This window comes from Variovorax sp. W1I1, assembly GCF_030815625.1.
In the GTDB taxonomy this organism is placed as follows: Bacteria; Pseudomonadota; Gammaproteobacteria; order Burkholderiales; family Burkholderiaceae_C; genus Variovorax; species Variovorax paradoxus_C.
Map to the genome: position 1 here is coordinate 512,633 of NZ_JAUSWZ010000001.1, position 17,884 is coordinate 530,516.

16 protein-coding genes are annotated in these 17,884 nt (G+C 65.7%); 13 read left to right on the plus strand and 3 right to left on the minus strand.

Annotated elements, in window-relative coordinates; genetic code table 11:
- Positions 1 to 469 precede the first annotated feature (469 nt).
- Positions 470 to 3,685: an autotransporter outer membrane beta-barrel domain-containing protein gene (locus QFZ83_RS02520; RefSeq protein WP_307502239.1), complete on the plus strand. Its 3,216-nt coding sequence runs from the start codon at positions 470 to 472 to the stop codon at positions 3,683 to 3,685.
- A 109-nt stretch (positions 3,686 to 3,794) separates the two neighbouring features.
- Here QFZ83_RS02520 and QFZ83_RS02525 read toward each other — a convergent pair whose 3' ends face one another.
- A complete protein-coding gene (locus tag QFZ83_RS02525; RefSeq protein ID WP_307502242.1) occupies positions 3,795 to 4,190 on the minus strand; it encodes a MarR family winged helix-turn-helix transcriptional regulator in 396 nt (131 codons plus the stop codon).
- A gap of 357 nt (positions 4,191 to 4,547) precedes the next feature.
- Here QFZ83_RS02525 and QFZ83_RS02530 point away from each other — a divergent pair, with 357 nt between their 5' ends.
- Complete coding sequence (locus QFZ83_RS02530; protein ID WP_306881626.1) at positions 4,548 to 5,111, plus strand: hypothetical protein; 564 nt, start codon at positions 4,548 to 4,550, stop codon at positions 5,109 to 5,111.
- 9 nt (positions 5,112 to 5,120) lie between these two features.
- Here the strand turns inward: QFZ83_RS02530 and QFZ83_RS02535 are convergent, their stop codons facing one another.
- Entirely contained in the window at positions 5,121 to 6,059 is a 939-nt protein-coding gene (locus tag QFZ83_RS02535) for a LysR family transcriptional regulator (protein ID WP_307502245.1), read from the minus strand.
- 51 nt (positions 6,060 to 6,110) lie between these two features.
- Positions 6,111 to 7,052, minus strand: a complete 942-nt coding sequence (locus QFZ83_RS02540; protein ID WP_307502249.1) for a LysR substrate-binding domain-containing protein — start codon at positions 7,050 to 7,052, stop codon at positions 6,111 to 6,113.
- Positions 7,053 to 7,514: 462 nt separating this feature from the next.
- Between QFZ83_RS02540 and QFZ83_RS02545 the strand changes: the two genes are divergently transcribed.
- The 11 genes from QFZ83_RS02545 to QFZ83_RS02595 all read left to right on the plus strand — a co-directional run bounded on the left by QFZ83_RS02545 (position 7,515) and on the right by QFZ83_RS02595 (position 17,874).
- On the plus strand, positions 7,515 to 8,174 hold the full coding sequence (locus QFZ83_RS02545) for a hypothetical protein (RefSeq protein ID WP_307502252.1): 660 nt from the start codon (positions 7,515 to 7,517) through the stop codon (positions 8,172 to 8,174).
- Positions 8,175 to 8,215: 41 nt separating this feature from the next.
- Positions 8,216 to 9,199, plus strand: coding sequence for a LysR family transcriptional regulator (locus QFZ83_RS02550; protein ID WP_307502255.1), 984 nt, complete (start codon positions 8,216 to 8,218; stop codon positions 9,197 to 9,199).
- Between the two features lie 5 nt (positions 9,200 to 9,204).
- Positions 9,205 to 9,777 (plus strand): MarR family winged helix-turn-helix transcriptional regulator, encoded by a 573-nt coding sequence (locus QFZ83_RS02555; RefSeq protein WP_307502258.1) that lies wholly within the window; start codon positions 9,205 to 9,207, stop codon positions 9,775 to 9,777.
- A gap of 167 nt (positions 9,778 to 9,944) precedes the next feature.
- Positions 9,945 to 10,922, plus strand: a complete 978-nt coding sequence (locus tag QFZ83_RS02560) for an AraC family transcriptional regulator (protein ID WP_013543306.1) — start codon at positions 9,945 to 9,947, stop codon at positions 10,920 to 10,922.
- A 138-nt stretch (positions 10,923 to 11,060) separates the two neighbouring features.
- Complete coding sequence (locus QFZ83_RS02565; RefSeq protein WP_013543305.1) at positions 11,061 to 11,366, plus strand: Flp family type IVb pilin; 306 nt, start codon at positions 11,061 to 11,063, stop codon at positions 11,364 to 11,366.
- Between the two features lie 24 nt (positions 11,367 to 11,390).
- Positions 11,391 to 13,280, plus strand: coding sequence for a Tad domain-containing protein (locus QFZ83_RS02570; protein WP_307502264.1), 1,890 nt, complete (start codon positions 11,391 to 11,393; stop codon positions 13,278 to 13,280).
- 17 nt (positions 13,281 to 13,297) lie between these two features.
- On the plus strand, positions 13,298 to 14,284 hold the full coding sequence (locus tag QFZ83_RS02575) for a hypothetical protein (RefSeq protein ID WP_307502268.1): 987 nt from the start codon (positions 13,298 to 13,300) through the stop codon (positions 14,282 to 14,284).
- Complete coding sequence (locus QFZ83_RS02580) at positions 14,284 to 15,000, plus strand: hypothetical protein (RefSeq protein WP_307502270.1); 717 nt, start codon at positions 14,284 to 14,286, stop codon at positions 14,998 to 15,000. Before QFZ83_RS02575 ends, QFZ83_RS02580 begins: the two co-directional genes overlap by 1 nt.
- Positions 15,001 to 15,013: 13 nt before the next feature.
- Positions 15,014 to 15,250, plus strand: coding sequence for a hypothetical protein (locus tag QFZ83_RS02585; protein ID WP_307502273.1), 237 nt, complete (start codon positions 15,014 to 15,016; stop codon positions 15,248 to 15,250).
- 6 nt (positions 15,251 to 15,256) lie between these two features.
- Complete coding sequence (cpaB, locus tag QFZ83_RS02590) at positions 15,257 to 16,216, plus strand: Flp pilus assembly protein CpaB (protein WP_307502280.1); 960 nt, start codon at positions 15,257 to 15,259, stop codon at positions 16,214 to 16,216.
- 56 nt (positions 16,217 to 16,272) lie between these two features.
- Positions 16,273 to 17,874: a type II and III secretion system protein family protein gene (locus QFZ83_RS02595; protein ID WP_307502284.1), complete on the plus strand. Its 1,602-nt coding sequence runs from the start codon at positions 16,273 to 16,275 to the stop codon at positions 17,872 to 17,874.
- Positions 17,875 to 17,884 lie beyond the last annotated feature (10 nt).

Genomic DNA, 17,884 nt, shown 5'->3' on the forward strand with positions numbered 1-17,884 from the left:
GCCCGTTGAAATGAATTAACTAAATTCCTTTCAGGCGATTTTTTAATATCTGATGGCCACGCGTCGGTCTGCCGGTCGATTTGCGTGAAATTCATGCCGGACGGCGTGAAGGATCAATTCATCCTTCTTACGGCGCAATAAATAATTGTGCTGATTGATGGCGTCTGGCCGTCATTGAGCGCAAGACGACGCAAGCGGTTGTCACCATTGAAGATTATTTGATTCGTTCTTGGGCTTGGATTGCATTGAAATTTGAGTTATTGAATTTCATATTTGCCGCAAATAGCCCGTAAAAAGACAATGAAATGTTGCAGATTTGCACATTCGACCATCAATCTACCAATTGGAGAAGCATGGGTTGCAATTTGTTGCATTAGAGTCCGCGTCTTGCCAGGGAGGCAAAGAGCACCGGCCGAACCGGTGCCGTACGCACGTTCATTCAGTGCGCCATCAATTGTCATTGCAACTCATGAATACGATATTTCGAGTCATCTGGAATAGCGCACTTGCGCTTTGGACCGTTGCTTCCGAATTCGGGCGCGGGCATGCGAGATCGACATCGGCGACACGCGGCGTTCCGCTGCTTGCGGCTGCCGCGCTTGCTGCGGCTTCCTTTTCCGCATCGGCCGCATGCACAACAGACTCTGCCACTCAGACGATCACCTGCACCGGAACCGACCAGACCGCCACGGTGGGCGCCGGGCTGGAGACGCCGGAAGGCACGGCGATATTGGTCATGTCGGGTGCAACGGTGAGCACGGGCAACCAGGCGGGCATCAGCGCCGGCAACGGCGCAAGCATCGTGGTGCAGAGCGGTGCGGTGGTCCAGAACAACGCCACGAACAAAGGCACCTCGCCCTATGGCTTCATCGGTGCGAACACGATCGAGGTCAACGACAACAGCACGATCACCATCGAGGCGGGAGCGGCTGTCACCGCCAGCGGTGCGGGCACCAACACGGAGGCCATCAATCCGGTCGGCAGCGGAAACACCATCACCAACCACGGCACCGTCAGTTCCGCGCACACCGCCATCTGGTTCCAGTCGAACAGCGGCGCCAACACGGTCGTGAACACCGGCACGATCATCGCGGGCGCCGGCACGAACTCGACCCAGACGACCGTCATCGGCGCAAGCGGCACCATGGCCATCGACTTCACCAACAGGGGCAGCCTCGTCGGCTCGCTCGCCTTCGCCGGCGCCAGCGATGCGTTGCGCTGGTACACGGGCGCGTCGATCACCGGCAACATCAGCGGCGGAGGAGGCGCCGACCTGCTCACCCTCAACAGCGACAACAACGCCACTGACACCTTCGCGCCGCTGTCGCTCACCGGCTTCGAAACCCTGGTCAACAACAGCGGAACCTGGAACTTCAATGTCGCGCTGGCGCCAGCGGGCATCACCAGCACCACCGTGCTCGGCGGAACGCTGATCCTCGGGGCCGACAACAGCGCCTACACGGGCAGCATGACCGTCGCGCAGGGCGGCGTGTTGCAGAGCCGTGCGCAGTTCGCGCCGGCCGCGATCACCGACAACGGCCTCGTGCGTTTCGCGCAACCGGACAGCGCCACCTACGCGGGACTGGTGAGCGGCGCGGGCGGCATCGAGAAGACCGGCGCGGGCACGCTCACCCTGACGCGCGACCAGGCCTTCACCGGCACCACCACCATCAGCGCCGGCGTGCTGCAACTGGGCAACGGCGGCACCACCGGCTCGGTGAAAGGCAGCATCGTCAACAACGCCACGCTGGCCATCGATCGCTCGGATGCGCACACGCTGTCGAACACGATCAGCGGCAGCGGCTCGCTCGTCAAGCAAGGCACCGGCACCACGACGCTGACCGCGGCCAACAGCTACGCCGGCGGCACCGCGCTCAAGCGGGGCCGGCTGAACGTCGGCCACAACCTGTCGCTGGGCACCGGTGCGCTGTCTATGGACGATGGCACCACGCTCGGCTTCGCGGCCAACGGCCTGAACCTCGCCAATGCCATCGTACTGACCGGCAGCAACGACCCGGTCATCGACACCGGCAGCTTCGGCGCCACGCTCAGCGGCAACATCAGCGGCGGCGGCTTCATCACCAAGATCGGCAGCGGCACGCTCACGCTCTCGGGCGCCAACAGCTACACCGGCGCGACCGACGTGGCTGCAGGCACCTTGAAGGCAGGCGCCAACGGGACCTTCAGCGCTGCCTCGGCGCACAGGGTGCGCAACGGCGCCACGCTCGACCTGGCGGGTTTCAGCCAGACAGTCGCCTCGCTCGCCAACAGCGGCACCGTCTCGCTCGTCGGCACTGCCCCCGGCACCACTCTCACCGTCAACGGCGCCTACGTCGGCAACGGCGGCGTGCTGCGGCTGGGCACTTTCCTGGGCGACAGCAGCAGCGTGAGCGACCGGCTGGTGCTCAACGGCGGCACGGCCAGCGGACGCACCAGCGTGCAGATCACGCAGCTCGGCGGCTTGGGCGCATTGACCACGGGCAACGGCATCGAGGTGGTCTCGGCGCGGAACGGCGCCACCACCACCGCGCAGACCACCAAGGACGCGTTTGCGCTGAATGGCGGCCACGTCGATGCGGGTGCCTTCGAATACCGCCTCTATGCAGCCGACGCGAGCGGTGCCGGCGAGAACTGGTATCTGCGCTCGACCACCACGGCGACACCTTCGACACCATCGGAGGCAGGGAGCAGCGGCGCGGGCGCCGTGCAGGTGCCCGCCTACCGCGCCGAAGTCCCGCTCTTCTCCGCGCTGCCGAGCCAGTTGCGCCAGACCGACCTGGCCATGATCGGCAACCTGCACCAGCGCATCGGCGACGACGATGTGAAGGCCGGCGCCGCCGCATCGACCGGCACCGAGCGCCGCGCCTGGGGCCGTGTGATCGCCACCGACATCGACATCCGCCAGCAAGGCACCGTCGCCCCGCACAGCAACGGCAACGCCAGGGGCTTCCAGGCCGGCACCGACCTCTTCGCCACATCGAACTGGCGCGCCGGCGTGTACGTCGGCCAGCTCGACGGCAGCGTCAAGGTCAGCGGGTTCTCCGGCGGCATCGCCAACCTGGGCGTCGGCTCCAACGACCTGCAAAGCCAGTACCTGGGCGCCTACGGCACCTGGACCGCCGATGCGGGCTTCTATGCCGACGCCGTGCTGCAGGCCGGGCGGCACCGCTACACCGTGGCGCCGCTGTCGGGACAGCGCAGCGCGGGCAAGGGCGACAGCCTGATGGCGTCCATCGAAGTGGGGCAGGCCTTCGCGATGGGCGAGGGCGGCTGGAAGATCGAGCCGCAGTTGCAGCTGATCCATCAGCACATCGGGCTGGACGACGTCGCGATCTCCGGTGCACGCGTGCGGCAGGACAGCGACGACGGCTGGATCGCGCGCGTCGGCGTGCGCCTGAAGGGCGAGATCGCCACTTCGCTCGGCACGCTGCAGCCGTACGGCCGCTTCAACATCTACAAGGCGAGCGGCGGTGCCGATGTGGCCCGCTTCATCGGACCGGCCGGCACGACGGACATCACGGGCCGCACCGGGTCCACTGTCGGCGAACTGGCCGGCGGCCTCACCCTGGCGCTGAATGCCACCACCAGCCTCTACGGCGAGGTCGGCAAGCTGTGGGCCGCGGGCGGCGCGACCGATGTGAAGACTGCGCTGCAGGGGTCGCTCGGGTTGCGCATGAAGTGGTGAGGTGAGGTGAGGGCACGGGCGCGGCGCGAATTCGCGACAAGCCGCGTCGTGTCCGCCAAGCCGAAGACCGTGCCCCCGACTCGATGCGCATCGACGCGCAGCGAGCGCCTCAGCGCGGACCGCGTTCGTCCATGCGCTCCAGCAGTTCGGACAGCAGCGCGCGCTCCGCGAGGCTCATGGGCGCCGGTCGTCCGGTGTCCATGCTGGCCGCGACCGCTTCGGTCTTGTGCACCAGTTCGCGGCCCTTGCTGGTGAGGTGGATGCGGCCGGACTCGCTGTCCGCTGCATCGAGATCCCGGCGCAGAAGGCCGCGCGCTTCGAGCCGATCGGCGCTGAAATCCAGGCGGGGCATCGAGATGCCGAGTGCCTTGGCCAGCGAGGCGGGCGTGACCTCCTGGCTGGCGTTCACCAGCACCAGCATCAGCAGCGAGTATTCGATGGTGGCCGGCTGAAGCGGGCTCTTCGGTGGTCCGGCCTGGCTGCGAAATCGAAATTCGCTCGGCATGGTTTGAAGAGGAAGCGGGGATGCAGCAGATTGCATGGGTTCTCCAGGTCAGCGCCCGACGGCGCCGTCATCCCCTTTTTTATGCACGAGGCCGGTTGTTGACCTAATTCATCAGTTCGCGCCTCGGCGCAGGCGGCGTTTGTTCATGCCGTATTCATCTTTCGCTCAGCACCGGTTAATGCGTGCTTCATGCCGGGTGCATCTGGCGCTGATGCAATCGAGTTCTCGGTTCAGGTATCTCCTGTATCGATGGGAGGTATCGAGGAGAACGGCTTTGCGTATACAGGCCGTTCACCCATGCTTCGCCACTTTGTTGCATTAGTCCGATTACTCCAACCACTCTCGACGGAATCGAAAATGAAGAAGTTCACGCAAGTCGCCATCGCCAGCCTTTTGATCGGGGGCGCAGTCCTGCCGGCCGCAGCCAGGCAGAAGGACATCGACCACAGCATCACCGAGACCGAAGTCCTGGTGGCCCAGAAGGCCTGGTGCAAGGCGTTGGTCGACATCAGCGCCGCCAACGCAAGCGGCGGCCAGGAAGCGGCCAAGGCGCTCGCCGAGAAGGTCATCGACAGCGCGTATGCCTACCAGTCGGGCGCGGTGCTGTTCAAGCCCACGCTGGCAGCGTCGCCGCAGACCTTCCGCACCGCCCGCGATGGCGCACTGGCGTACTTCGTCGGCGGCAACCCGGCCTTCCCGAACGACACGGGCTTTGCGCTGAAGGGCTGGACCAAGTGCGAGATCGAGAACAGCGCGGTGCTCATCCACCGCGACACGGCCAGCACGATGGGCAACGTGATGTTCACCGGCCCGGACGGCAAGGTCACCACGGTCGACAAGACCTGGAGCTTCGTGAAGGACGATGCGGGCAAGCTGCGCATCGTCGTGCACCACTCGTCGCTGCCGTACGCGAGCCGCTGATCGGTGCGTTCAATCCGGCGGGTTCTGGTCTGCTCCGGCATCCATGCGCAGGACGGCTTCATGCATCAGCCCGCGCAGCCAGATCAGCCCCGGGTCCCGGGTGCGATGCCTGTGCCACTGTTGCATCTGTTCCATCGGGGGCATCGGCGTGGGCAGCGGGAACAGCGTGAGCGGCAGCGACTTCCGGGCGATACGGGCGAGCCTCACGTGCATGGTGGCAATGCGGTCGGTGCCCACCAAAAGATACGGAGCGCCCACGAAGCTGAAGGTCGTGGCCTCGACGCGCCTCGCCTTGAGATAGCGCTGCTTGAACCAGGTCTCGAGCGTCGGCTTGTCCATTGCCGGCGGCTGCACCGCGACATGGCCGGCCGTTTCGTACTGCTTGGCCGTCAGCGCGCCGGAGCGCGCAAAGCTGCTGTCGTTGCAGACCACGCAGCAGAACGTTTCCTCGAACAGCAACTCGGTGGGATGGTCCGGCCAGGCGTAGGTGCGAGGGATCACCATGAGGTCCGCGTCGCCGCTCTCCAGAGCACGCTGGGGCCGGTCCAGCAGCGGGATCAGATCGAAACGCACGGTGCGGGATTGCTTCTGGGCCAGCGCGAGCACATGGGGGATCAGGGTGACGGCCGTGTAGTCGGAAGCGATCAGCTGGAACTTGCGGTCCGACTCCGCCGGATTGAACTCCGGAGCGGCTGCGATGGCGTTGTCCACGCGCATGAGCACGTCGCGCACGGCTTCCTTCAGGCTCTCCGCCCGGCTGGTGAGTTCGAGCTTGCGGCCCACGGGCACCAGCAGCTCGTCGCCGAAATAGGTCCGCAGCCGCGCGAGCGCACTGCTCATTGCAGGCTGGCTCATGTGCAGCTGTTCCGCCGCCCGGCTGATGCTGCATTCCCTGAGCAGCACATCGAGGGCGACCAGCAGGTTCAGGTCCAGGTTCTGAAATCGCATGGTTGTTGTTCTCCTCCGGAATTCAATGGCGCCAGCCGCCGCGCGATGCGGTCAATCCGCGAGGCTCTGGTCGGGTTCGGCGGCATCCATGCGCGCAGCGGCCGCATGAAGCAGTCCGCGCACCCAGACCAGCCCCGGGTCCCGGGTGCGGTGCCTGTGCCATTGCTGCACCTGCTCCAGGACGAGCGCCGGTGCCGGCAGCGCGAACAGCGTGACCGGGAGCCCCTTGCCGACCAGCCGCGCGAGCCTGGCATGCATGATCGCGATCCGGTCGGTGCCCACGACGAGATAGGGCGCGCTCACGAAGCTGAAGGTGGTGACCTCGATGTGCTTGGCCTGCACATAGCGAGCCTTGAACCAGCTCTCCAGCATCGGCTTGTCCATGGCCGGGGGCTGCACCGCGACATGGCCGGCCCCTTCGTATTGCGCGAGCGTCAGTTCGCCGGATCGCGCAAAGCTGCTGTCGTTGCACACCATGCAGCAAAGCTCCTCCTCATAGAGCGTCTCGGTGGGGTGGTCCGGCAAGGCATAGGGGCGCGAGATGACCATGAGGTCCGCATCGCCGCTCTCCAGGGCGCGCTGCGGCCGGCCCGGCACCGGGATCAGGTCGAAGCGCACGGTGCGGGATTGCTTCTCGGCCAGCGCGAGCAAGTGAGGTATGAGCGTGGCCGCGGTGTAGTCGGAGACGGCGAGCTGGAACTTGCGGTCCGATTCCGACGGATCGAACTCCGGCGCGGTGGCGATGCTGGTGTCCACACGCATGAGGACGTCGCGCACGGCCTCCTTCAGCACCTCGGCCCGGCTGGTGAGTTCGAGCTTGCGACCTACGGAAATCAGCAGGTCGTCCTCGAAATAAGCCCGCAGCCGCGCCAGCGCACTGCTCATCGCGGACTGGCTCAGGTGCATGTTTTCGGCCGCTCTGCTGATGCTGCGCTCCCGCAAAAGTGCATCCAGGGCCACCAGCAGATTCAGGTCCAGCTTTTGAAATCGCATGGTTTTTCTCCTAGTGGATCGATACACCTTGCCCGTTATGCGGGTTTGGCTGAAAAGCGTCTTCAAATTGATTCTGGGGTATCTCCAGAATCGATACGAGGTATCGAGCGAAACAATTTTGCGTATACATCCCGGCCTCCTATGCTTCGCCACTTTGTTGCATTACCGTTTGTTTCACATTTTCTCGCATGCTGTCTTTCCCTCATGTCGCCCTCTTCGCGAATCGATGGTCGACATAGCAGGCGGTACCGGCTCTTCTGAACCAGAGCCCCTGTTTCCCGGCTGATGCCGGCGTGCGCCCCGGTTGCGCTCGCTCCGATGGCCACTGCGTCGTGCGACATCGCCGGCGCATGGAAGCCATCCGGAAATCATTTCATTGCACAACGAAGAACAACAAGTGATCGCTAGCCCCATGCATTTCGAAGGCAACAGATGCCCAGGTTGAGGCTTGGCCTGTTCAGGTTGCCGGCCGTCGAAATCGTCGTCGTCCAGACGATCGTCCGGCTGTCCGCGCAGAACGGCTCGTTCCCGTGGAAGCTGGTCGACGAGCCGCCGTTCGACGCATTGCTCGTCGATGGCACCCTGATCGAAGACCACCTGGCAGAGGTCGAACAGATGGCCCCCGCGGTGCTGACCGTCACGCGCCTGCATTCGGAAGGCATGGCGAACACGCTGGAGCGTCCCATCCGCGCCGAGAAGCTCCAGCAGTGGCTCTCGAACACGGGACGGGAACTGGTCGAGGCGCGACGGTGGGCGGGCGCGGTCAAGCTGGAGTCGGCCCTGTCGCAGGAGTTGCTCGACTCCGCGCGCTTCATGCTTCGCCGCTGGCCTCCGGTTGCGCTCATGGGACGCAACGAGGACAACGACCGGATGGCTAACCTGCTCTGGCAGCGCCAGATGAGCGTGAGCGAAATGGCCGAACGCAGCGGGCAGTCCGTTTCTCGTTGCGTCGGGTTCCTGCAGGTGCTGCGCAATGCAGGCGTGCTGGACGTGCAGATGGGCGAGACGCCGCCCGACGCGCCGAAGTTGCCGGCGACGCCGCAGCCGCAAAAAGAAAGCCCAGATCCCGGCCCCGGCCTCATCGGCGGACTGGTCCGCCGATTCGGTCTGGGTTCGCCATGACGGTGCGCAGAACGCGTGCCCGCCGATCCTCCTTGTGAACGATGCGTTTCAACAAACTTGACCTGAACCTGCTGGTGTCGCTCGATGCGATGCTCGCCGAGCGCAACGTCAGTCGCGCGGCCGAGCGCCTGCATGTGAGCCAGTCCACGATGAGCAGTGCGCTGGGGCGCCTGCGGACGTACTTCGGCGACCCGCTGCTGGTTCAGGTCGGCCGCGGCATGGAACTCACGCCGCGGGCGCAGACCTTGAAGGAAGACGTGCACGACATCCTGGGTCGGCTGGACACCGTGGTCGTGACGCAGCCGCAGTTCGACGCCGCGAAGTCGGACCGCGAATTCCGCCTCCTGGCCTCCGACTACACGCTCGTGACGCTGATGCCGCACCTGCTCGCGCTGGTACGCCAGCAATCGAGCAGCGTGCGCTTTCAGTTCGCTCCGTTGCCGCAGCTGGACCGCCCGCACCGTGCCCTCGAAGGCGGAGAAGCGGACCTGTTGATCTGCCCGCACAACTACTGTTCGCGCGAGCACCCCACAGAGATCCTGTTCGAGGAAGAGTTCTGCTGCGTGGTGTGCAACGACAGCCCTCTGGCGGAGCCCGGCGCCATGACCGTGGCGCGGTACTTGGCCGCCGACCATGTGGTGACACAACCCTCGGGGGTCGACCGGACGCCGTTCGTGAGCTGGTTCATGGAGCACCACGGCGTCACCCGTCGCGTCGGCATCAAGACCTTCAGCTTCGTGTCCGCGCCATTCGCCGTCGTCGGCACCGAATACGTGGCGACGGTGCAAAGGCGGCTCGCGCAATTTGCGCAGGGTGCCTTGCCTGTGACGCTGTTGCCGCTGCCCGTCTCGATGCCGAGGATGCAGTTGGCGATGCAGTGGCATCGCAGCCGCACGCACGACTCGGGCCTGGTCTGGTTCCGCAGGCTGCTGGGCGAGGCGGTCCGGCGGATGAACGGCGGCGATGCGAAGGCGGTTGCCCCGGCATCCGCGTCTGCAGGAAATATTTGGTCCCAACCCTTATGACTCTTATGCGCGATTTCCCCGACACGGTTGCCTTGCGCACCCCCCGTTCACTGGATGACCTGCTGCTCTACCGGATATGGTGTGCGGCGCGTGCGAGCAACTCCATGGTGACCCGCATGGTCGAAGGCGGCTTCGGCATCACGCGCCGCGAGTTGGGAATGCTCGGTGTGCTCGCGCAGGTCGGCGAAGTCACCGCTTCGCGATTCGCGGAGCGCCTGCACCTGGACCGCGCGAGCGCCTCGCTGGCCCTGCGCAGTCTTTCCGAAAAGAAGCTGGTGGAGCGGCGCCAAGACACCGATGACCGCCGTCTCGTGCACGTGCGCCTGAGCCCTTCGGGCCAGCAGCTCCTCGACGATCTGCTGCCGCGCCTCGCGCGCCTGAACCTCGATCTCCTCGACGGCATCGACGCAACGCATCTCGAGGTTTTTCTCGATTGCCTGCAGCGTCTGGAAGCGCGTGGAGGTGAGCTGAACGCGCAGGGCGCCGACTCCCAGCAATACCGGCCGCCACCCGTGCGGCGCATGCAGCCCGCGGCGGAAACGCAGCGCTGGGGAATGCCGGCACTTCAGTTGCGCTGAAAAGTGAGTTGCTGTATTTCATTTTGAGCACTGGTCGGAAGCGCGCGTGCCTGCAAACAATTTGCAACCTTGGCACTGCATGACATCTCTTCGCGCTTTTCGCTTTTCATTTCCCATGAAGACACGGCCCGCTCTTCTCACCAACCCGGCACTGGCGGACGGCGCCGATGGATGCATTCGCTGAACGCAGCCTGTGCTCGGCAACGGGCTTGCATGGCGCATCGCCGGGCTGCTTGATGCCCGAGGCCGAAGTCGACCTCGAACCCGCGCGTGCGATCACGCTGGGCTGCGAGCCCTCCGAAGAAGACGGATTGATCCGCTGCCATTCGCATGGTTTTCCCTCGCCCCTGGCGCGCTGGCATTGCCATGAGGAATACGAGCTTCACCTCATCGCGGCCACCTCGGGCGAAGCTTTCGTCGGCGACTGGATCGGCACCTTCGACCCCGGCCACCTCGTGCTGTGCGGCCCCCAGCTTCCGCACCATTGGCGCTCGCTCGATGCGCCGCCGGAGGGTGTGCCGCAACGCGATCTCATCATCCACTTCTCGCAAGAGCCGATCTTCGAGGCCGCCGGGAAGATTCCGGAGTTCGTCGAGGCGGTTCAGTTGTTGAAGCGTGCGCAATACGGCATCGAGTTCTTCGGCATGGCAGCGTCGGCCGAGAAGCACTGGAAGGGCATCGAGCGCGCGCGTGGACTCAAGCGGTTCAGCGTGTTCTGCGAGCTCCTCTCCGATCTCGCGCGATGCACCGATTACCGGTTGCTGTCGGGCGTGCAGGCCAGCGGCGGCAACGACATCAAGGCCATCAACAACCTCGCGGCCCGCATCGCCATCGATCCTTCGGGCGACATGAACACGGCGGAGGCCGCGAGTGAACTGGGCATGGATGCGGGCCGCTTCGGCCGGCTGTTTCGCCGGTCGACCGGTTATGGATTCGTGGATTATCTGAATCGGGTTCGGATCAAAAAGGCATGCCTTCTGTTGATGCAGACCGAACGGCAGGTCGTATCGATCTGCTATGAGGTCGGCTTCAACAACCTGTCGAACTTCAATCGCAAGTTTCTCGAGATCAAGGGCATCACGCCCAAGGAATACCGAAAGAGAAGCCAGAGAAGGCTCGAACTGGGAAGCAGTCCTTCCGTCTAGGACGGACCCGATCTGCGTCCGTATCCAAAGTTCAATCCCTATCAGGATGAGCGAAAAGTTTATCGGTTTAAGAGGGCTCACCCTCCTACGATTTGGTTGCGTTCCCTTCAATCAACTTCAAACTTTGAGGAGCTTCCAATGCAAGCCAATCGTCTGACAGCCATGAGCCGCCGTATTGCCGCGAAGATCAAGATTCGCGGACAGGGCATGACCGAGTACCTCGTGATCCTGGGCCTTATCGCGATTGCCGCGATTGCGGTGTTCAGCTTCTTCGGCCAGACCATGCGCAACCAGGTGGCCGGCATGGCGCAGGAAGTCGGTGGCAAGACCGGCTCCGCCGAAGTGACGAACGCACAAGCGGCCGCGGCCAAGGCTTCCACCAACGCCGAAGTCAACATGAACATGAGCACCTACACCAAGGGCGGTGCCGACGGCGCCAAGTAAAAACGCCACCGCGTGAGACCGGCAGTGGTTATCGCTCCGAGGCCTTGCACGATCGCCGACCGCCAGTCTGGGCAGGCGATCGTCTACCTGGTGGCCATGCTGCCGGTCATCTTTCTGAGCGTGCTCGTGGTCTACAACACGGCCCAGTCCACGCGCGAAAAGATCCGGCTGCAGAACACCGCGGACGCGACCACCTACAGCGCGAGCGTCCTCACGGCCAGGACGCTCAACTACCTGTCCTATACCAACCGCGCCATGGCGGGCAACGAGGCGGGCATCGCCACGCTCGCCAGCGTGCAGACCTCCATCGGCGCTTTCGTCACCAGTGCGGCAAATATCCAGGAGGGCCTGGTCGTCGCCAAGGGATTGGAGGGCGCGAACAACCTTGCGCGCAGCCTCAGGCCGATCGTAGGTCTTCCCTACATTCCTAAGTACGCGAGGAACTTGCTTCAGGCCTATCGCCTGCAGCGCAAGGCCGACCGCATTGCCGACATGGTCGAGCCGCTCGCCAAGCCGACGCAGGTCGCGGTCGATGTGCTGCGCGTGCTCGACGAAGGCATCTCCCTCAGCCAGACAGCCATGCTCGCGAGCACGGTGGCACAGATGCCGCAGATCATTTCCGACGTGCTGAAGTCGAACGATCCCGACGTCTCGCTGCCGCGCGGCGAGACCGAAATCTTTGCCACCAAGTTCGTGATCGACCTTGGCGGCTACCTGGATTCCTACCAGCAGTCGCAGAAGGGCGCCTTCGAAGAGGGCGAATTCAACGAGGTGATGCGCTTCGCGCACGCCGCGCAAGCCATACGCGACGACTGGACCAAGAAGCGCCGCTTCCTGCCCGACTGGGCCAGCTGGATCGGCGGCAGCCTCGCGGGCCCGTTGCAGAGCATCACGAAAGAGATGCAGAACACCCCGCCGGGCTTCAGCGATCTCACCGGTCTGGTGTTGAACGAACTCGTCGAATGGAAGGGCGGCACCGAACTGGTTGCGGTCGAGGCGGCGGCCGGTGGCGAGACGGGGCGCATCCGCTGGCAATCGGCCGATTCCATCGAGATCAAGCTGCCGCTCGGTGTGCTCTACACCGACATCATCGGCGGCCTGGGCGACATCGCTCGCCTGCGCTTCGGCCTCGGTGCCGGTGCCGCGGCCGCGGGCGGGCCCCACTACATGAGCAGCTGGGAAGGGCAGCGCCTGACGCTGCCCAGCTACTACCGCGAAGCGCGCGACTACGGCGGCCTGAACGGCAAGACCGACGAGGTCGCCTTCATGGAGCGTGGCTCCTTCCGCTACGCGGCGAACGACAGCAACGGCGGGCTGCTTCCCGCCACATGGCCGGTGCTGGTGTTCAACGCCAGGATGCACTACGGACCGCGCACCGGCATCGGCACCAGGCTCACGGAGGACTGGACGCTGCCGCGCTATGTGGACGTCAAGGAGCATCCGCCGATGGTCGCCCACGAGGCCGACAACTGGCTCGCGGAAAACGGCATCAAGGGCAGCAATCCGCTCAAGTGGGGCAGGAACACCGACAAGGGGCCGGCGCTCACGCTGGTCGTGCAAAAGGGCGGCGACAAGGTGCGCACCGGCCAGGTGGCCGGCTTCGGCAATCCGGATGCGGATGGCCGCGTGGGCCTTCGGGACAACTTTGCCGGCCGGGAGATCAAGGCGGTGTCGACGGCGCAGGTGTACTTCCGCCGTCCGCAGGACCGCTGGGCGCGGCGCGATTTCTCGACGGACGATCCGCCGACCATCGGCAAGTACAACGTCGGCTTCGCGGGCGGCTACATCGAGCACCGCAGCCTCTTCAGTCCCTACTGGCATGTGCACAACGTGGAGCCCTCGCTGTGGGCCCGTGCGATCGCCGTGGGCGGCACGGCCCTTGGCGCTTCGGCCGACGAAGACAGCGCCAATTGAGCCCGGGAGCACGCCGCTTGAAAACAAATCCGCATCCGCGCGTGGGCTGCGCAATGTTCCGCGCGTCGGGCCATTCGATGACCGAGACGCTGCTCGCGATGAGCTTCGCGGCCCTCACGCTGGCGGCGATTCCCGCCATCGGGGAATACGGCATCAAGGGCATGCAGACCGCTTCGGCCGCGAAGCTGCTCGCCTGGCAGCGCACCGTGTGGATGCCCGGCACGGACGCCATCGACGCGGAGGAGGCCAAGGGTGCGTCCGGCGCCATCAAGAAGTCCGACGACGAAGTCACGCGCGACCTGCGGCGCCACATCTTCCGCGACCGCACGACGCCCGGCATCTCGATCCATGCCCCCGAGATCGCGGAGTTCGAGCCGACGCTCCCGCCCATCGACCCGAACACCGTCAGCGTGAGCGCATCGACCACGGCCGCCCCGCTGCCTTCGCTGCTGAGTGCCAGCGACATGCTGTGGGACAAGATCCGCACCGTGCAGGACAAGCTCGGGAGCAACGTGCTGACGGGGTCGCTCGGCAAGTTCACCTTCGTGAGCGGCGGGTACCTGCGCAACGAGGTGAACGTCACGCAGACCAACACACATTTCAAGCTGGTCCCGCAGATCGCGCTGAGCGAACAGGTCACCATGCTCACCGAGGCGTGGAACGCCGGCGGCACCAACCGCGAGGACAAGAAGATCCAGGGCCTGATGCCGATGAAGCTGCTCGACGGCATCTACTACCAGCAACTGCGCAGCGGCCTTCACCAGACCTCCTACACGATCAACCAGGCCTTTCCCAGCTTCCCCACCTCGAACCTCAATTTCGGTTTCCTGCCGGGCGACCAGACCGAGAAGTCGCCGCTCGACCGCTTCGAGCGGATGCCGGACGCGGGCGCTGCGGATGGCGAGACCGGTGGCGAAGGCGATGCCGTCGGCGCCAGCACGAAGAACAGGTTTCGCTACTACCGCTCCTTTCCACCGCCGCGCGTGGTGAACACGCTGCCCTGATGAAGCGCCAGGCACCGCCGCTGCGATGGGTTCTTTGCCTTGCATGGCTGTGCATGGGCGGGCTCGCGTTCGCCGCGCCGCCGCAACGCGACTGGCCTGCCATTCCGTCGCCCTCCGGTGCGAAAAACTACTGGGTCGCCCAGTACATGGAGCACAACACCATCCCGATGCAGATCCGCGGTTTCGAATCCGCCGAGCCGATGCAGGAGATCTCGCGCTACTACGAGAAATGGTTCGCCGACAAGAGCGGGTATGGCGTGAGCAGCGTGGGCGAGTCCCGCGTGCTCGGCGCCCGGCTCGGCGTGTACCAGGTGACGGTGCAACTGCGTGCGGTTCCCTCGGGCACGGTCGGCCGGCTGGTCGCGGCCGTGATCTACGAAGAGGGGGGCGGGAGCGCGGAGGAGCGCGCCGAGCGCGTCGGCAAGGGCTTTCCGCGCCCGCCCGGCTCACTGGTGATCTCGGACACCCTCTCCTACGACGAGGGCCAGCGCAACCGAACCATCATGGTCACCAACGGCGTGAGCGTGGAGACCAATGCGCTCTACCTGCGCGAACAAATGATCCGCCTCGGCTGGACGCTGCTGCAGGACCGCACCGTCGAAGGCGGCGAGCGCTCGGCGCTGGTGTTCCGCCGCGGCGCCGAGGAGATGGTCGTGACCATCGCCCGGCGCGACGACGCCTACATCGTCGTCGCGAGCCAGACCACCCCCGACTAGCCACCACCTCGCCATGCATCCACGCCATCGCCATCGTCCCTTGCCGCGCCAGGCACAACCCGCGGCGCGTCGCGGCCAGCGCGGCCAGCGCGGACAGGTCATCACCGAATACCTGCTCGTCGCGGGCGTCCTGGCCCTCATGTTGTTCGGCACCTTTCCGGGGGCGGACCGCTCCGTGGTGGAACTCCTCGTCAAGGCCTACCGCGATGCCTGGTCGAGCTTTTCGTACGCCCTTTCCTTTCCTTTGTAGCCAGGCATGAAATCATCTCCGGGACTTCTGAAGTTCAAGCAAAGCCTCAAGCGGCTGTCCCCCCTGATCGGTGCGCTGCTGCTCGGGCTGATGGCCGCGGGCCTGGGCTGGTATTACCTGCGGGCCAGCGAGCGCGAGATCGCTGCCAGTCTCGAGAAGGACGCCGACAGCCAGCGCCGCGACGTGGTCGTGGCGCGCCAGCCGATCGGCGAAGGCAGCCAGGTGCTGCCGGGCATGGTGGCCAAGCGCTCGGTGCCCAACGAGTACCTGCACAACGATGCACTCACGCCCGAGTCCTTCGCGCAGTTCGCGGGGCGCCAGCTCACCGTGCCGGTGGCCGCCGGCAAGCCGCTGCTCGCGTCGTTCTTCGCGGCGCCGCGCAAGGTCTTCGCGCAGGAAATCGAGCAGGGCGTGCGCGCCGTCACCATTCCGGTGGACGAGATCAGCTCCATCTCGGGCATGCTGCGCGCGGGCGACCGCATCGACTTCATGTACGTGGTCGAGAAGAGCGCGGCCAACGATCCCTCGGTGGTGATCCCGCTGCTGCAGGACGTCGAGGTGCGCGCCACCGGACAGATCACTTCCGAACAGTTCGCCGCGATGAGGAAGCGCGCCGATGTCTCGGCCGACACCGACCCCTACGCGCGGCAGCGCTACGCCACCGTGACCGTGGCGGTCCAGCCGCAGGATGCGCAGAAGCTCATCCTCGCGCAGCGCCTCGGCAAGATCATCGCCACGCTGCGCAACCCCGAGGACCGCGCCACGATGACCACCGGCGTCGATGCGGTCGATCTCGATGCCATCGTCAGCGGCTTCCGGCCGCAGCGCGCGGTGCCGGTCGCGGCCTCGCATGCGACCGGCGGCTCCGGCGTCGAATACATCGTCGGCGGCCGCAGCGGCGGCGGCGGTGCCATGTCACCGGGCCTGGGCCAGGCCCGGCCGCAGGACGAAGTTCCCTCGCACTGATGCCGCACATCGCCCAACACCGGGTGCCCGTTTCCCTCACCTCCAGAAGAAGTCCGATGAATCCCGAGCGATATGTTTTGGCAGCCGCGATGCTGTGCCTTGTTTTGGATGCCGCGGCGCAGGAGCCGCGTGCCGGACGAGGCGGCGACGGCGTCGACGCCGCCTCGTCCGTGGGCGCCGGCCGCGGTGCGGCGACGGCGCCGCCGGGCCCCGCGTCGGCAACCCGCGGCACCGAGCGGTCGCCGGGCATCCGCCCCACGACGCCACCGCCGCAGGCAGTGGACGAGGCCGAGCTGCAGCGCATCGCCGCGCGCGCCACGGTGATGCAGCGGCTGCCGGATGCGATCACGCTCTATGTCGGCCAGATGGTGCTGGTCAAGATGCCGGGCGTGGCCCGCGTGGCGATCGGCAACGGCAAGGTGATGGAAGCCCGCGTGCTCGACGGCTCCAACATGCTCATCACCGCGCAGGATGGGGGCGACAGCACGCTGCACGTCTGGGACAAGAGCGGCGGCATCCGCAAGGTCAAGGTGCGGGTGAACGTGGTGGACCTGGACCGCATCGCGGGCGAGCTGCGCGAGATCACGCGCGGCATCTCGGGCGTGAAGATCCGCCGCGTCGGGGAGCGCATCATCATGGACGGCAACAGCCTCGATCCGGCGGCGGTCGAGCGCCTCAATACAGTGGCGCAGCTCTACGCGCCCGCGGTGGTGTCGCTGGCCACGGCGGACCGCATCCGCGTGGACCGCATGGTGGACATCCAGGTGCGTATCGTCGAATTCAGCAAGAACGCGCTGGACGACCTGGGCGTGCGCTGGCAGACCTCGGGCGACGGCTTCAACTTCGGGCTCTTCTCGGACATCGCCTCCAGCGGCAGCTACCGCGTCCTGCCCGACGGCTCGGCCTTCAACACCTCCACGCCGCAGGGCACGGCGCTGCTGAGCCAGAACCGGCGTACGCCGCAGGCCTACCTGGGCATCGGCCTCACCCTCGGCTCGCAGATCAACCTGCAGGTGCAGCGCGGCAATGCCTTCCTGCTCGCCTCGCCCAACCTCTCCACCCGCAGCGGCGGCGAGGCCAAATACCTGGCCGGCGGCGAGATTCCGCTGCCTGCGCTCAGCACGCAAGGGGCGGGCTCGGTCGAGTTCAAGCCCTATGGCGTGCGCCTGAACATCAAGCCGATTGCCGATGGCGAGGGGAACATCTCGGGCAGCATCCTCACCGAGGTGAGCAGCATCGACCCCAGCGTGGCGGTGCAGGGCATTCCGGGATTGCTGATCCGCCGCACCGACACCGAGTTCAACGTGAAGACGGGCGAGACCATCGTGTTGTCGGGCCTGTTGAGCCGCGAATCCTCGCGCGCCAGCGATGGCCTGCCGGGCTTGCGCAACACGCCGGTGATCGGCCGCGCCTTCCGTGCCGACAAGGACATCGACAAGGAGCAGGAAGTGGTGGTGTTCATCACGCCGCGCGTGGTGGATGCGGCCTGGAGCCAGCCGCGCATCGAGCGCGCGCGCCAGATCGAGCAGGACGTCGGCAGCAACTTCGGCACGCTGACCGAGGACAAGTCGGACCCCCGTGGCACCCGGCCGCGATTGCCCGCGTTCGACATGGGCGGCATTCCCGCCGGCACGCCCGGCCAGCCGGTCGCTCCCTGAGAACCCGCCG